The sequence below is a fragment of the Methylibium rhizosphaerae genome (assembly GCF_006386545.1).
Lineage (GTDB): Bacteria > Pseudomonadota > Gammaproteobacteria > Burkholderiales > Burkholderiaceae_C > Pseudorivibacter > Pseudorivibacter rhizosphaerae.
Genome location: NZ_SWAR01000008.1, coordinates 1 through 14195, shown reverse-complemented (window position 1 = coordinate 14195; position 14195 = coordinate 1). Strand labels below are relative to the sequence as shown.

Here is a 14195-nt window from a genome sequence, read left to right as displayed (position 1 = left end):
GAAGGGACTCCCTCGGACTGTTTGTTGGGCGCGGTCGCCCGCGCGCGACCTGGGACGACCCCTCACTTCAGTGCCGTCCGGCCGATCGCGCCGCGATTCTCTCTGTTACGAATTGGGGCGCAACCCCCCCCTGTTTGGGGTCAACCCGTCATTCGTGAAATATGACCGCCGGCGTCCCCGGCAGCCCCTCGGCACGATCCCGCCACTCCATGACCAGGGGCAGGATCCGCGGTTTGGCAAACGGCGCTTCAGCTCGCGGCCCACCAAGCACGATGCGGCGACGCGCCGCGTTTGAATTTGTCGGCCCTCGCCGCGGTTGCCCGCGGGGACAGGTCAGCTTTCGATGCCGACGTCGATTCGGGCGCCCATCACCACATCGGCGATGGCATCGTTATCGCCCTCCGGCGATGCTTGTTCGCCATCCCTCGCCGGCACAACATTCAAACGGCGCCGTAGCCCGGTGGCAAGGCGCAGCGCCGTCCGCTGAACGGACTTCAGCAGTCGGTCGACGCGCGCGAACTCCTTGTCGCACTCCGTGTTGGTGATCAGGCCGCGCAGCCGCTGGTACTCGAGCAGGCTGAATAGGCGGTCAGTCTTCATCAGCAAGGTCAGGTACGTCCCGCAGTGTGGTGACACGACCTCTGCCGGTACAAGCAGAGGACCGGTTCCGTAGCGGACCGACTGGCTCACGCCGTTGTCGGCCATCACCTTCTGCGTCTGTTCGATGAGCGCATCGACCTCCTTGTCGGCGGCCCGGATGGACTCGGCCACCATGTGCTCGGCCTGTGCGATCAGTTCAGGGTGGTCCCGCAGCCTCTCGTGTGACCGGGCGTGCACCTCCATGAAATGGAAGTTGTAGGCCGTGTAGCTGTAGTAGCGGACGAAATGGCTCTTGATCTTCGGGTGGCTGAACGCGCAGTCCTCGATGTCGCGCGCACCCTCGATGCGAGCCAGCGTGTTGGCATCGTTGCCGCCGATGCGCGCGTAGTACTTCGCGTTGATACCGGGCACCGACGCGCAGCGAGCGAAGAAGGTCTCGTCGGGACGGCCCGAGCGCTCGAACGCGGCCTTCAGTTCGGCCGCATAGAAGTGGGAAAACGGGACGTTGATCTCCATGGCGCTGCTCCCGGTACCGGCGGCCCATCGTGCAACGTGAGCATCGCTCGGGCCACTCGGAACCGGCCGTCGAACTGCGTCGGTTCTGCAGTCGCCATCCGTTGACGCGCGACAGGCCCTTCGCTACCTTTTCGTGCAGGGACCAGCTGGCGTCCGGCAACCAAGCGAGCGACAGCACCGGGCACGACCTGCAACACGCAGGCCTCGCTCGCCCGACCTCATGTAAAGCATCGGCGCACTCACGTGCGGCGGTGTCACCGACGGCAGCTGGCACGCCGTCGCACGCGGCAACCCGCGGCATCAAGCCAGCGATCCCGAGCCACCGGCATGCGCCGGCCAATTCCAACCCATCGGGGGCAGCCGTCCCCGTGGGCGCGTCGCCTCCGTCCCTTCCAGGAGGTGAAGCATGAGCCCCCATGTGGCATGCGCGCCGAAAGGCGCTGCGCTGTTTCCGGAGCCCCTGAACCCGGCGTGGTTCGAGAACACCGTCGCAGAGCCGGACGACTGCGACGACAACCCATTCGAGCCGGCAGTCGACATTGCATCCTTCAGCGAGCTCGAGCTGCTCGGCCTGGCGCAGGACTTCGTCGAGCGCAGTGCGATGCTGATCGACGCGGTCGCCCCGCCTGCGTGGGAAGACGAAGACGATCTCTTCGGCGGCGAGGTATTCGACGACGAGCGAGCCGAGTACCAACGACTGGCGGCGGTCAATCCGACGCCGGCGCAGAAGGAGGCCATCGCGCGGGGTCTGATGGCGAACGAGGCGGCACGCTATCCAGGCTGCACGGCCGGCTTCCTCGTCGCGCTGGCGCTGACCTACCGGCGCATCCTGCTGGACGGTACCGCCGATCCGCACGACAAGGTCGAGATCCTGCGACGCGTGTACAGCACCCACGAGCCGCAGTGGATGACGGCGGAAATCGTCTACCTGCACTTCGTGCTGCTGGACCAGTGCCGCTACCTCGCGCGCCCGAGCGCGAGCATCGAGCGCAAGGAGGAGACGCTGCGCTGGATCTTCACGGAGCCCGAGCTGGAGGACCGGCCGTTCTCGTTCAAGAGCTGCGTGAGGCTGGTGACCGGCAATGCCCCCGAGTTCGGCGCCGTCTACCGGCGCCTGAAGGAGGAGCTGCGCCCCGCTCTCGCGGCCTGGCTGCGCGAGTCGCTGGCGCTCAGGCGCACGGCGGATGACCGGCAGAGCGAGCTCTTCGACCTGTGAGACGTGACGGACCGTTCGAACCCTTCGGTTCGGACGCGTCCGTCCACGCGCTGGTGCCTGCGCCCTTCCGACATCTCGCGACTGCCCGCCTCGCAAGACCGGCAATCGCGAGCTGTTGCTCGCAGGGACGTTCCTTCCCACGTGGAAGAACCGGCAGCTGGCGGCACGCCAGCGACTTGAGCAACGGCCGACAGGCCACTTCTGGAGATACCGCCATGCAAGCCACATCGCATCGGCACCCCACCCCACCGGCCCACCTCCCCGTGCGGCCGCAAGACGAGATCGCCGACCTCGTGAAGGAAAGCGAGATCCGCACCGGTCTGCCCGGCCGGTGCTTCGTGATCGGGGGCGCCGAACGGCTGACCTACCGCGTCGTCGCGCACCCCGGCGGCCTGGAGATCACCCGCCTCGACGACGGCGGCCATTGCGCCGACTGCGTCTACGTGGGCGCCGGATCCTTCGAGCACCACCCGCTGGCACATGCGCAGCGGGCCGGGTGCCTGTACACCCCGTCGCTCCCGCGCTGAGGGCGACCCGCATCCAAGGAGATCGAGATGAACGAACCGAAATACCAGAGCTTCACCGTGCGCCGCCGCGACGGGTCGATCGTCGCCTTCGAGCGCTCGCGCATCGAACATGCGCTGGCCCGCGCCTTCTTGCGCGACGCCAACGGCCGGCCGCGCGAGGCCTGTGATGACGAGCTGCTGCCGGCCGAGCAGGAAAAGATCACTCGCTTCACCGAGCAGGTGATTCATGCCGTGAGCCGGCGCCCGGATGCCGCCCGGCATCCGATCGACATCGAGGACATCCAGGACCAGGTCGAGCTGGCGCTGATGCGCAGCGGCGAACATGAAATCGCCCGCGACTACGTGCTCTACCGGGATGGCCGGCGGCAGCGACGCATGGGCGATCCAGGGACAAGGGTTCCCGGCCCAGGCGCGTGCGAGGCCTGCCAATGAGCCGCGACTGCGATCGAGGAGGTCACCATGGACCCTCAGGAGTTCGAGGCACGCGTTCGCGCCGTCAAGCAACGCGCGCATGGGCAGTGGACGCAGGTCCTGTTGGCACTCGGCGTGGCCGAGGAGGTGCTGAACAGGAAGAACCAGCCCTGCCCGATGTGCGGCGGCACCGATCGCTTCCAGTACACGGACCGCTTCGGCGAAGGCAATTACCACTGCCGCGGCTGCGGGCCGGGCGGCGGGCTGAAGCTGGCGCAGGCCAGTTTGCAGGTCGGCTTTGCCGACTTGCTGCAGCGGCTCGAACGCCTTGTCGGCGGCCTGACGCCCTGCACTTCGCAGGCCGCGGGCGGCCCGTCGCCGGAACGCATGCAGGCTCTGAGCCGCAGGATCTGGAACGAGGCAAAGCCGATCACCCTCGGTGACGAGGTCGACCGCTACCTGAGGAGCCGCGGACTGCAACTGGACGTCTACCCGAAGACGCTGCGCTGCCATCCGTGCCTGGGGTACTTCGAGAGGAGCGGCACCAGGTCCATCAAGGTGGCCGAGTACCCCGCGATGCTGGCCTGCGTCCAGGGACCGGACGGTCACTGTGTGAGCTTGCACCGCACCTATCTCGAGGCCGACCGCAAGTTGGCCGATCGCACGCCGAAGAAGCTGCTGTGTGCCGGCATCAACGGCGCAGCGGTGCGGTTGCAGGAAGCCACCGAGGAGCTGTCGGTGACCGAAGGCATCGAGACCGGGCTGGCGGTGTTCGCCAGCACCGGCTCGCCCGTTTGGTGCGCCCTCAGTTGCGGCAACCTGGAGCGCCTGTGGGTGCCCGACACCGTCGCCCGCATCCGGCTGTACGCCGACAACGATGCGGATGCGCAGTTCGATGGCCAGGCCTCCGCCTACATCCTGGCGCGCCGGCTGACGAAGGAGCGGCGCACGGGCGGCACCCGGCATGTCGAGGTGTACGTGCCCCGCCAGGCGGGCAGCGACTATGCCGACGTGTGGCTGCACCGGCTTTCGCTGGTGCCTGCGGCGGCGTAGGGACAGAGGGACGGTGGTGCGGCAGCAATGCCGCACCACCTTTTCAGTGGCTTCGGCGAGGCCACCGAAAAGGTTCCGACTGGTCGCTGTCGCACCAGGCCGCATCGGCGAAGACAGCGTTGAAGAGCGACACGGTACATGCCGCGTCCATCGAGAGCACCGGCTCGTTCCTCGAGCCTTTCACCACCCCGCGGGGCCAAGCGCCCTGCCGGGTGCTGCCTCGTTCAACCGTTGGAGATTGACCATGAAGACTGGACGTTCCCTTGTTGACCTGGCCCAGGAACTGAGCCGTCAACTCAAGGCCAAGCAGGACATGATCGTGCCGTCGCCGCTGATGCGCTTTGCCACCGACAGCGGCGGCACCAGCAAGGTGACGGTGGAGGCACCGCACGGAGCCGCACAGTTCGGGATCACCGAGCTGGCCAAGCGCCAGCTGGCCGAAAAGCTCGGCATCCCCTACGCCTATTTCGAGCGCATGCGCGAGAAGCAGCCGGACCTGCTGGACCGCAACGTGAACACGTGGCTGCACAGCGAAGGCGATCGGCGCCTCGTGCGCACGCTGGACGGCAACGTTCGCGCGGTGCTGTCCGACCGCTACCGCCGGCTGGACAACTACGACCTCGCGGAGCACGTGCTGCCGATCCTGCAGCGCCTGCCGGGCGGCCGGCTCGCGTCGGTCGAGCTCACCGACACGCGGATGTACTTGAAGTGGATCACGTCGGAGGTTCGCCAGGAGATCCGGCCCGGCGACGTTGTCGAGGCCGGTGTGGTGGTGACGAACTCCGAGGTGGGCCTCGGCAGCCTCTCGGTGCAGCCGCTGGTCTACCGGCTCGTCTGCCGCAACGGCCTGATCGCGACCGACCACACGATGCGCAAGACGCATGTGGGCCGGCTCAAGGAGACCCAGGACGATGCCGTCACCGTCTTCAAGGACGACACCCTGGAGGCGGAGGACAAGGCGTTCTTCCTGAAGGTGCGCGACGTCGTCGAGAGCGCGGTGTCCGAGGTGACCTTCCGGCAGCTCGCCGAGCGCATGCGGCGCACGCTGGGCATCCTGCTCAGCGGCGACCCGCTCAAGAGCGTGGAGACGGTGGGCACCAAGTACCTGCTGAACGAAGAGGAGCGCAACGGCGTGCTGCGCCACCTGATCAGTGGTGGCGACCTGTCCGGCTACGGGCTGGTCAACGCGGTGACGCACTACTCGCAGGAGGTCGCGGACTACGACCGCGCCACCGACTTCGAGGCGCTGGGCGGCAAGCTGCTCGACCTGTCGGCGCGTGAGTGGCAGGAGATCGCGGCAGCAGCGTGAGGTCAGGGGTCCCGGATGGGACCCCTCCTCCACTGGCCGGAACGACGCCCAGAGACCTGCTCAGACGCTGGGCCGCCAGTGCTCCGGGACCGCGAACAGGTGGTAGCCCTGCAGCCCCGCGACGTGGGTCCTTCGTGCCTCGATGGCCAACTCGAACGCGGCATCGAAGCCGAAGAGGGAAACGGAAAACGACTTGCCAGCCCTGGCGTCTGCACATGGGCACACCAATTGCCGCGCCCCCGCAAGCGCCGACTCAAATGTGACGGCGCTGGAATTTCACCGCAACGCGAGCTAAGACAAGCGGGAAGACGTTGCCCATTCATTGCAGGGAGAGGGCCATGCCCAGTTCGCTTCTGCTCGACTCATCGACGCTGGTGATCCAGTGTCCGCATTGCGGCCACACCGAGCCCGATGACTACGAGCTGATGCTGCCCGACTGCATCGAGCAGATGCGCTGCTCGCGCTGCGGCGGTGTCTTCCACTTTGCGTTGCTCGAATGCCGCAGGTGCGCGAGCGAGTCGGTCTTCCACTGGCTGCACCGCCCTGCCGACGAAGCCATCGCCCATCTCGCATGCCATGCCTGCGGCTACAGCCATGCCCAAGACGAGGCCACTGAACCTGGTGCACATGCCGGCGCCTAGCATCGCCGGGTCGCGCAGGGTGCGCAGCGCCGACGGTGCGGTCGTGTTCACGCTGGTCCCCACCGCGCGAGGCGTGGCTGTCGAGCGCGTGCTGGTGCATGGCGGCAACGTCGTCTCGCAGGTGGTCGCCTTTGCCGACGCCGAGAGTTTTCACCGCTGGTGCGATGCCAACCCGATGCGCTTCGAAAACCCGTCGATCCATGTGGAGGTCACTCGTGATGGAGATGCCATCATCCTCCGGCAGGGCGTGCAAGACCGCCTCGCTCGCTGAGGCCGTGGCCGCCCCCGGCTACGCCGCGCGCGCCAGCGAGGCGATCCAGCGCATCCCCGGCGCCGCCGATCCGTTCGAGGCGTTGTCGTTGCTCGAACAGTCGAGCCGCCGGATCGGCGCGGATGCAGCGGCCTTCGTGAGCTTCATCCGCAACGACCCGTCTCACGAGTCCTTTCGATTCCTGCTGGCGTGCGACCCGGTGTGGTGCCTTGAGTACGAGCAGCGCGCCTGGTACGCCAACGATCCCTGGCTGCAATACGCGCTGGGTCGCTCGGAGCCGGTGCGCGCGAGCGAGATCGTGGTCGAGTCGGGCCAGCAGCGCGCACTCGTCGAGCTGTCGCGGCGCTTCGGCTTCCGCTCCGCGGTGGTCGTGCCGGCACCGTCGAGCGGTGGGCATTCGCGGGTGGGCGTGCTGTGCCTAGGTTCGGACATCGAGGGCTATTTCGAGGGTGACGGGTTCACAGCCCTCAAGGTGGTCGCGCGCAGCCTCGCGATGGAACTGCATGAGTGGTGGGTTGGGCAGGTCAAGCGCGAACTGGTGTCGCGCGCCCAGATCTCGGACGAGGACCTCGTGCTGCTGCGGCAGGAACGACAGGGGCACAGCACGAAACAGATCGCGGCCGAACTGGAAACGACACCGAACTCCGTCAACTCGCGCTTCCAGCGCCTCAACGAGAAGCTGGGTGTCCCGAACCGCAAGGCCGCGGCGCGCCTGGCTACCGAGTACGGGTTGATCTGACGCTGGCCTGGATCCGTGATGGACACCTGGAAGCAATGGGCCCTGGCACTCGGGTACACGTCGATCTTCGTGACGCCCGCGCTGCTGCTGGCCGGCGTTTGGCTGGATGTGCCGGCGCTGGCCTTTGCGGCCGTGATGCTCGTGTACCCCGGCCTGCGCTGCTTCGTCGGCTGCGTGCGCCCGGGCGACACACCGCTCTGGCGCGAAGACACAGCGACGGTGCTCGACCGCCTGCCGATCGTCTATGCCATGCTGCTCGTCGCGGTCATCGGTCTGATGCTGCGGCATCTGGCCGCTGGAAACGCCTTGGCGGGCCTGGCAGTGGGACTGAGCCTGTGGGTGACCCTGCTGTTCGCCACCTGCGTCGCCCACGAGTTGATCCACCGGCAAGGCGCCCTCGACCGCGCGCTGGGCCAGTGCGTTGCCGGCATCGCGGGGTATCCGGTGCTGGGGCTCGAGCACCTGGCGCACCATGCCCGGGCCGGCGATACCAGACGAGCCGAGTGGCCGCGCGTCGACGAAGCAGCCTGGTGCTTCGCGACCAGGCGCCTTGCTCGGATCGTGGCAGGTGCCTACGGCTCGACGTCTCCGTTCTGGAACAGGCGCTCGCCGGGCCCGGCCCTGCGCGGCGTCCGGCTGGCGACGGCGATGTGGATGACCACGCTGTTGCTGTTTTGGCATGCAGCAGGGCTGGCTGGCGTCATGCTCTATGCAGTCGTCAGCGCTGCCGTGGCGCTGGGCGTGCAGTTGATCAACTACATCCAGCACTGGGGCCTGGGCGACGACCGGCTCGGCAGTCGGGCCGCTGAAGGCCATGCCTGGGAAGACGACTGCCGCTTTCAGGCTTGGGTCACCCTGGGCATCAGCCTGCACCGCGCACACCACCGCGACATTCGCCGGCCGTACTACCGGATCGCGCTGGAAAGCGACTCGCCGCGGCTGCCGGCGGGCTATCTGGTGCTGATGGTCCTGTGCCTCTTTCCGGCCCTGTGGCGGCGCGTGATGCTGCCGGCGCTCGAGCACTGGGAGCGGCACCCGCAACTGCCTCGTTCACCGGGTCGCCGGCTCCATTGTTTCGCCCCGCCCCACCCTTCTCCGATGCACAGCGTCAATCGCTGAACGCCTCTGCAAGGTGTGCCACTGCCGTCGCGAAGCCCGGCGGCTGCAGCGACCGCAATTCGACGACGTGCTCGTCGCCCGTTGCGCCATGGCCGCGCTTTGCCGAGCGCGCATAGCAGGGGTCGTAGTGGCGCGTCATGACGCTTTCGAACAGGGCGTCTGCCCGGCCGCTTGTCGCGAGCTCCATCCACTCGGCCAGCAGCTCCTTGCCGACCAGGGTCTTCAGCGGTTCCAGCTTGTGCACCATGCCGACCGGGTCCGCCGCGAAATGCGCATAGTCCTCGCGCCACAGGCGCACACGCTCGCTCATCGGCGTGGTGATGTTGAGCACCGACGAACGCTGCATGGCTTCGAACAGCGCGTCGGGTAGCTGCAGGTTGCCGATCTTCTTGCTCTCGGCCTCGACCCATACCGGCCGGCCCGGATCGAACCGGCGCATCACATCGAGCAGCGCCGAGTCGAACAGCTTCTGTGACGGCTGCGGCTGGCCGGGCAGCGCGCCCAGCAGCGAGCCGCGGTGACATGCGAGGCCCTCGAGCTCGAGCGCCTGGTGGCCCTGCCGTTGCAGCTCGTGCAGCACCCGCGTCTTGCCGCAGCCCGTCGGGCCGCCCAGCACCCTGAACATGAAGGCGCGCGGCAGCGCCTGCAGACCGGCGCGCACCCAGCGCCGGTAGTTCTTCCATCCGCCAGCCAGCACATCGACCTCGAAGCCGATGGTGCGCAGGTTGTCCGCCCACAGGCGGCTGCGCTTGCCACCGCGGAAGCAGTAGACGAGGAACCGGTCCTGCGGCGTGTACTTCGAGATCAGCGGCTTGATCTGCGCCGCGATATTGCGCAGCGAGTATTCGACACCGATGAGGTAGGCCGCGTGCTGGTCGCTGCGGTGGGTCGTGCCGACCTCGGCGTACTCGTCGTCGTTGACCACCGGCAGATTGATCGCACCAGGGATGTGGTCCTCGGCGTACTCGCGCGGCGAGCGCGCATCGATCACGAGCGCGTACGAACCGAACTCCTGCACCTCGAGCTGGTGCGGGTGGACCAGCGCGGCCACGGTCTCGGCGTTGTCAGTCAGTCTTGGCATGCAGCGATCCTGCTGAATTTCGGGCCAAATTCATCGCCCCCGAACCGGCGTGGCCGCCTAGAGTTCCTACGCGAGCCAAACAACCTGGGAGCGTGGCATGGGCCGCAAACGCACTCTAGGCCTGCGCATGCGGGCTGCCAAGCAGCGCAGGAAACGCCGCCCACTGCGGTCGCAGCCGCTATGCCGCGGCTATGCGCAGATGAAACAGCACCTTGCCGAGGATGGAGAGCGCCTCGGTCTCAGCCTGCGGCACGGCGACGGGACCGTAGCGCTCGTTGGCACAACGAAGCATCAGCCCCTCGGACACCCGATCCTCGACGATGCGCACCATCGCGCGCCCGCGGTAGCCCACCACATAGGTCCCGTTGCCCGCCACCTGCCGGACGCTGCGATCGACGAACAGGACGTCGCCGTCGCGGATCCCCGGCTCCATCTCGTCACCCGGCATGATGATCGGTTCGCAAGCCGCCAGCACACGGGCGGTCGAGCTCGGGATGCGGTCGAGCCAGGGCTCGGGCGCCGCTGCTTCGTCGCCGGCTCGGTGGTTGGGGCCCGCTGCGCCATCAAGCCCCAGCAGGTGTTCGGCGGCGATGCCGAGGCTGCGGCACAGGTGGGCGAAGGATTCAAGGTCCGGCAGCCCGGGCTGCTCACCCGTGAGCCAGCGGCGCACGGACGGCGCGGCCCGCCCGGTGATGCGGCCGAGTTCGGCCACACGTCGGCGCGGTGCGATGCCGGCAGCGTCGAGCGCACCGACCAGGCGGTCGCGCAGCCCTGGCACAAGATCGTGCTGCTGTCGCGACGCGACGCGCTTGGAGGCCGGCTTGCGTCGGCGCGGCTTGCTGGTCCCGGTTGTTTTCATTGTGCTTGCACCTGCATCGCCCTCGAAGGCGTTGGTGCGCGGATCCTATCGCCAAGCACGATGCCCCAACAAATCAAGCCGCCAAAGCAATAAATATGTTGCACAACGCACCCTAATAGCACCCGAAGTCGAGCGCATAAAGAAAGCACTTGCACATTTTCCGCGGAGACAGGAATGTTTTGCTGTTGACATACCGGCGCGCCGCACTACGCTGTTGCGCTGCACAGGGAGACACATCGGCATGCTTGGCACACCACCTGCACTTCACGTCCTCAACCTGACGAACCTCAGGTGGCTGCGCAGCGAGTGCCGCGCGTCGCCCGATCGCGCCGGCGACCTCTTCGGCATCGACCCCACCACCGTGGATTGCTACCGCGACCTGACGGACCCGGACGCCGACACGCTGTGCTTGGATCTGGATGTCTCGCTGTTCGTCCCGCGCTTCACTGCAGAGTCGCTGGCGCGGCTGGCTCCGACGGCCGGGGCAGCAGATGTCGCGGCCGGCCTGTGGTCGGACCTCGACCTTCACAACCTGCGCAACCTCCAGAGCCTGCATGACGCCTGCCGCAGCAGCAGCGCGCAGGCCGTGTGGGTCTATCGCATCGACCAGGAGACCGCGACGGCCTGCGGCGCCCTGGCGGGCACAACGATCCTTGCGCTGTCCAAGGGGCTGGCGGCATCCGCCTTCGCCCCGCGCTACAACGCGCCGGCCATTGCCAAAGTGCTCGACAAGCCCGCCGGATCGCGCGCGCTTTTCGCGGCGGCCTACGAGACCGAAATCGCCACTGCCAGCGAGGCGGCCCGGCGCGCCTATCTCACGCACTGATGACGAGGACACCATGCCGCACCACACCTACCCTCACTTCCGTCGCCTGGACATTGCCCGCGAAGCACTCGACCTCGGCGCGCGGCGTTCAGTGGTCCAGTTGATCACCGGCATCTCGGAAGGGGAGTTGCGCCGCGTCTTTGGCGCCTGCCCCGCGCTCACGACCAACTGGGGCGGCCGGCCCAGCTCGGTGGAGAAGCTCTTCCAGGGCCGGCAGATACACCTCCACGCCTCGGACTTCTACAACGGCTTCCACCACCTGTTCCATCGCGGCGTACCGCCGGACGAGGCGATGGTGGCCGCCTACAGGCACTACCACGGCCGGCATGCGGGCGACGCGCGTTTGGGCTTTGATCGCGCGTTCTCCGTGGTGACGTCGGTGTGCCGGTTGTGGACAACCGCAGCACCGTCGCTGAGGCCGCTGCGATGCAACGCATGTGGCGCGCTATTCCTGGCGCCGATCGGCACGAGCGAGCATGACGAAACGCCTTGCACCTATTGCAAGGTCGCCAAGCGGCTAGCGAGGCATGACCGAGGGCTCAGCAACGACGTGTCGGACCGTGTTCGCAGCTCGCCACCCTTCCAGCTCGCTGGCATGACTGCTTCGCGCACGTCGGCGATGGGCGCCTCCTCAACGCCGGTCCAGTAGCGGTGAAGCGATCGCACAGCACGGCTGCTGCCTCATGGATCGCACATGCTTCTGCATCATCTTCTTGCCAATGCGAGCCGACTCCTTGGCATTCGCATAACCGAAGCGACACCAAACCCTTCGCCCCCCGCTGCACCGCCGCAGACGGCGTTGTTCACCGAAGCGGTTCTGGCGCCATACGCTTCGCTGGTGCGTCGCATTCGCGTGGCGTACGGGTATCCGGATGACGAGTTCCGTCGGCACCTGCACACCCCCATCGTGGCGCTTGCCGCTTGGCTTCACGTCCTGCCCGGACATCCCGGGGGCGGTTTCGAAAGACGCGGCGGTGCGGTCGAGCAGGCGCTGACGAACTGCCTCTTCAGCCTGCAGGCCGCAGACGGGCGTACGTTCGAAGCCGGTAGTGCCGATGTGCCGACATCGCCCGATCACATGCAGAGCTGGCGCCTCGCATGCGCGCTTGCGGGCCTGGTCATTTCGCTGCCCGAAGTCCTGGGACGAATCGAAGTCGTTTCGGATGAGGGGTGCGTCTGGCCAAGCATGGGCATGCCGATGCTGGACTGGCTCGCGTCCCTTGCCGCCCCGAGGTATCGCTACCGCTGGACATCCGCCCGTAGAGACCTCAAATGGTCTGCGGTATACGCGACATCCAGATGCATCCCGCCGGACGCCATGTCGTTTCTCGCACGCGCTGACATGCGCATCGCTGCAGACCTCATGAGCTTCATGGCCGCATCACATGGTGCCCAGGGCCAGGTCGCCCAGCTGATCAGCAGGGTCGCGGCAGCGGTTGCGGTACGCGAGCAGTCCGGCGCAGTGGTGACGCCTCTGGACGAGCTCGCAGACACGCTCAAGCGCATGCTCGCCACCAGCGACTGGCTGCCGAACTCACCCGGCGGCCACGTTTGGTACGGCACGGACGGCTTCTACCTGCTCTGGCCGGACGCGGCGACGAAATTGCTCAACGCGATGCCCGGGGCGGGCAGCACTACCGAGGCCACTTCGCACGCCACGCTGCTCCAAGAACTCGTCGACAGCGGTATCGTTGTGGCGACCCCCTCGCCGCTGGTGCACATCCAAACGCCGGGGTGCGACAAGCCGAACGTGGCGGTGCGGCTTGCGAACCATCGTCGGCTGCTGGGCGACCTGAGGCGAGGCGCCACACCGCTCGATCTTCGGATGCATGTCCCGGCGCGCGGCCGAGTCGCGGACGACACCTTGGGTGCGCAGAGCGTCCCCCTTGGCAGCGACTCGATTCCCGCCGATGTCGTCGCGGCACCGCCAACCGGGCAGTGCACTCTCGATTTCACCGGCGAGCCCGCGGATGTCGGCGCCGGGCGCGAATCGTCGTCGGCCCGGTCGGCACTGTCACTGGACACCTCGCGGATCTCGAACCCTCGCATGCGCGAGGCCGTCGACCAGGTGGTTGCGCGGCTGGATCACTCGTTCGACAGCATGCTCGCCAAGACAGCAAGCGGCGGCGTGTTTGTTGCATTGGCCGAGTTCGTCGGGCAACACGGGGACGGAGGCGCTATCGTCCGGGCGCTTCACGAGGCACAGTTGCTTGCGAGCGACGGCGCAACACCGGATCGACGCGTTGTCAGCGAGAGAATGGAGGGACTCGAGCTGATGGGCGTTGTCCTCCGGGCATCCGCGTTTGTCGGCTACTCCGACTGGCTCCATCGGTGGAAGGCAGATCTCTTCGTCGTGTCGCATCGCAGTACTCCCGTCGAAGCGCACGCGGCTACTCCTGAAGGCTGCTTCAGACGGGACAGCGTGTCAACGAAACCGGTTCAAGCTCCGTGAACCGCCCCGGATTTTGAGGAGGCTCCATTCTCCATCGAAGGAGCCTCCTCAAAACCCGGGGCGATTCAGTCCGCTCGATGGAGGGGTTGGGTTTCATCGCCGAAGCTCCGCATGGGTGTTGCGACCCATGACCACCTGCTCGCCTTGAGCTCCAACCAAGTAACCTGGAATCGTTCCTCAGCGTGCGGACCAACCCACACGCCGTTTGGCATGGGCTGCTCGCAACTGCTGCATACGAAAGGGTGGCTCTCATCAAACAAATCATCCCGCTTTGATAGGTCATCGCCGTCAAGGAAGACCGTGTCGACTTCGTAGTCCATCAGATAGACGTGACCGCAGTTCGGGCACTTGAAGAGCGCAAAGTCTTCATCGCCCATATTGCGACCACCTCGCCGAAACACGGCTTCGTAGTTGACGGCGGACTCGGGGACGTAGAGCGACATCGTATGAAACCTAACGAATGAAAGGGACTTCCCCGTCCGGAGCTAGCCGCGTAGCGGCAAACGGCAACGAGTGCCACGATGGGGTTGCGAATCTCATCAACTCACTCCGAAGGGGAAGTCCATGGCCATTGT

At 66.8% G+C, this 14195-nt stretch carries 16 protein-coding genes; 12 read left to right on the top strand and 4 right to left on the bottom strand.

The window, feature by feature from the left end:
• Positions 1-333: 333 nt before the first annotated feature.
• A complete protein-coding gene (locus tag E8D38_RS08365) occupies positions 334-1116 on the bottom strand; it encodes an AcaB family transcriptional regulator (RefSeq protein WP_140627793.1) in 783 nt (260 codons plus the stop codon).
• Positions 1117-1522: 406 nt separating this feature from the next.
• On the opposite strand from E8D38_RS08365, the gene E8D38_RS08360 reads away from it, so the two are divergent.
• From E8D38_RS08360 to E8D38_RS08325, 9 genes are all read left to right on the top strand, one after another.
• On the top strand, positions 1523-2332 hold the full coding sequence (locus E8D38_RS08360; protein WP_140627791.1) for a hypothetical protein: 810 nt from the start codon (positions 1523-1525) through the stop codon (positions 2330-2332).
• A gap of 215 nt (positions 2333-2547) precedes the next feature.
• Complete coding sequence (locus tag E8D38_RS08355) at positions 2548-2859, top strand: hypothetical protein (protein WP_140627789.1); 312 nt, start codon at positions 2548-2550, stop codon at positions 2857-2859.
• Positions 2860-2886: 27 nt separating this feature from the next.
• Positions 2887-3291, top strand: a complete 405-nt coding sequence (locus tag E8D38_RS08350; RefSeq protein WP_140627787.1) for an ATP cone domain-containing protein — start codon at positions 2887-2889, stop codon at positions 3289-3291.
• 27 nt (positions 3292-3318) lie between these two features.
• Positions 3319-4323 (top strand): DUF7146 domain-containing protein, encoded by a 1005-nt coding sequence (locus E8D38_RS08345; RefSeq protein ID WP_140627785.1) that lies wholly within the window; start codon positions 3319-3321, stop codon positions 4321-4323.
• 244 nt (positions 4324-4567) lie between these two features.
• The gene (locus E8D38_RS08340) at positions 4568-5632 is read left to right on the top strand and encodes a DUF932 domain-containing protein (protein WP_140627783.1); all 1065 of its coding nucleotides are present in this window, start codon (positions 4568-4570) and stop codon (positions 5630-5632) included.
• Between the two features lie 338 nt (positions 5633-5970).
• Positions 5971-6273: a hypothetical protein gene (locus E8D38_RS08335; RefSeq protein WP_140627781.1), complete on the top strand. Its 303-nt coding sequence runs from the start codon at positions 5971-5973 to the stop codon at positions 6271-6273.
• Positions 6260-6544, top strand: coding sequence for a hypothetical protein (locus E8D38_RS28245; RefSeq protein WP_181178993.1), 285 nt, complete (start codon positions 6260-6262; stop codon positions 6542-6544). Before E8D38_RS08335 ends, E8D38_RS28245 begins: the two co-directional genes overlap by 14 nt.
• Before the next feature lie 4 nt (positions 6545-6548).
• Complete coding sequence (locus E8D38_RS08330; protein WP_181178992.1) at positions 6549-7283, top strand: helix-turn-helix transcriptional regulator; 735 nt, start codon at positions 6549-6551, stop codon at positions 7281-7283.
• An 18-nt stretch (positions 7284-7301) separates the two neighbouring features.
• A complete protein-coding gene (locus tag E8D38_RS08325; protein WP_140627776.1) occupies positions 7302-8402 on the top strand; it encodes a fatty acid desaturase in 1101 nt (366 codons plus the stop codon).
• Here the strand turns inward: E8D38_RS08325 and mnmH are convergent.
• Positions 8392-9483, bottom strand: coding sequence for a tRNA 2-selenouridine(34) synthase MnmH (gene mnmH / locus E8D38_RS08320; protein WP_140627774.1), 1092 nt, complete (start codon positions 9481-9483; stop codon positions 8392-8394). The two genes, E8D38_RS08325 and mnmH, sit on opposite strands and share 11 nt — an antisense overlap.
• Positions 9484-9661: 178 nt before the next feature.
• Entirely contained in the window at positions 9662-10342 is a 681-nt protein-coding gene (locus tag E8D38_RS08315) for a LexA family transcriptional regulator (protein WP_140627772.1), read from the bottom strand.
• Positions 10343-10583: 241 nt separating this feature from the next.
• On the opposite strand from E8D38_RS08315, the gene E8D38_RS28240 reads away from it, so the two are divergent.
• The 3 genes from E8D38_RS28240 to E8D38_RS08305 are packed head-to-tail and all read left to right on the top strand — an operon-like array spanning position 10584 to position 13620.
• Complete coding sequence (locus E8D38_RS28240) at positions 10584-11168, top strand: hypothetical protein (RefSeq protein WP_181178991.1); 585 nt, start codon at positions 10584-10586, stop codon at positions 11166-11168.
• A gap of 13 nt (positions 11169-11181) precedes the next feature.
• Positions 11182-11817 (top strand): FlhC family transcriptional regulator, encoded by a 636-nt coding sequence (locus E8D38_RS28235; RefSeq protein WP_181178990.1) that lies wholly within the window; start codon positions 11182-11184, stop codon positions 11815-11817.
• 45 nt (positions 11818-11862) lie between these two features.
• Positions 11863-13620: a TraI domain-containing protein gene (locus tag E8D38_RS08305; protein ID WP_140627768.1), complete on the top strand. Its 1758-nt coding sequence runs from the start codon at positions 11863-11865 to the stop codon at positions 13618-13620.
• A gap of 65 nt (positions 13621-13685) precedes the next feature.
• Here E8D38_RS08305 and E8D38_RS08300 read toward each other — a convergent pair whose 3' ends face one another.
• Entirely contained in the window at positions 13686-14063 is a 378-nt protein-coding gene (locus E8D38_RS08300) for a zinc ribbon domain-containing protein (RefSeq protein ID WP_140627766.1), read from the bottom strand.
• Positions 14064-14195 lie beyond the last annotated feature (132 nt).

What these genes read in the sequence shown, in the direction of transcription:
- E8D38_RS08365 (WP_140627793.1), bottom strand. Translation starts at nt 1,116, where the DNA reads ATGGAGATCAACGTCCCGTTTTCCCACTTCTATGCGGCCGAACTGAAG.
- E8D38_RS08360 (WP_140627791.1), top strand. Translation starts at nt 1,523, where the DNA reads ATGAGCCCCCATGTGGCATGCGCGCCGAAAGGCGCTGCGCTGTTTCCG.
- E8D38_RS08355 (WP_140627789.1), top strand. Translation starts at nt 2,548, where the DNA reads ATGCAAGCCACATCGCATCGGCACCCCACCCCACCGGCCCACCTCCCC.
- E8D38_RS08350 (WP_140627787.1), top strand. Translation starts at nt 2,887, where the DNA reads ATGAACGAACCGAAATACCAGAGCTTCACCGTGCGCCGCCGCGACGGG.
- E8D38_RS08345 (WP_140627785.1), top strand. Translation starts at nt 3,319, where the DNA reads ATGGACCCTCAGGAGTTCGAGGCACGCGTTCGCGCCGTCAAGCAACGC.
- E8D38_RS08340 (WP_140627783.1), top strand. Translation starts at nt 4,568, where the DNA reads ATGAAGACTGGACGTTCCCTTGTTGACCTGGCCCAGGAACTGAGCCGT.
- E8D38_RS08335 (WP_140627781.1), top strand. Translation starts at nt 5,971, where the DNA reads ATGCCCAGTTCGCTTCTGCTCGACTCATCGACGCTGGTGATCCAGTGT.
- E8D38_RS28245 (WP_181178993.1), top strand. Translation starts at nt 6,260, where the DNA reads ATGCCGGCGCCTAGCATCGCCGGGTCGCGCAGGGTGCGCAGCGCCGAC.
- E8D38_RS08325 (WP_140627776.1), top strand. Translation starts at nt 7,302, where the DNA reads ATGGACACCTGGAAGCAATGGGCCCTGGCACTCGGGTACACGTCGATC.
- mnmH (WP_140627774.1), bottom strand. Translation starts at nt 9,483, where the DNA reads ATGCCAAGACTGACTGACAACGCCGAGACCGTGGCCGCGCTGGTCCAC.
- E8D38_RS08315 (WP_140627772.1), bottom strand. Translation starts at nt 10,342, where the DNA reads ATGAAAACAACCGGGACCAGCAAGCCGCGCCGACGCAAGCCGGCCTCC.
- E8D38_RS28240 (WP_181178991.1), top strand. Translation starts at nt 10,584, where the DNA reads ATGCTTGGCACACCACCTGCACTTCACGTCCTCAACCTGACGAACCTC.
- E8D38_RS28235 (WP_181178990.1), top strand. Translation starts at nt 11,182, where the DNA reads ATGCCGCACCACACCTACCCTCACTTCCGTCGCCTGGACATTGCCCGC.
- E8D38_RS08305 (WP_140627768.1), top strand. Translation starts at nt 11,863, where the DNA reads ATGCTTCTGCATCATCTTCTTGCCAATGCGAGCCGACTCCTTGGCATT.
- E8D38_RS08300 (WP_140627766.1), bottom strand. Translation starts at nt 14,063, where the DNA reads ATGTCGCTCTACGTCCCCGAGTCCGCCGTCAACTACGAAGCCGTGTTT.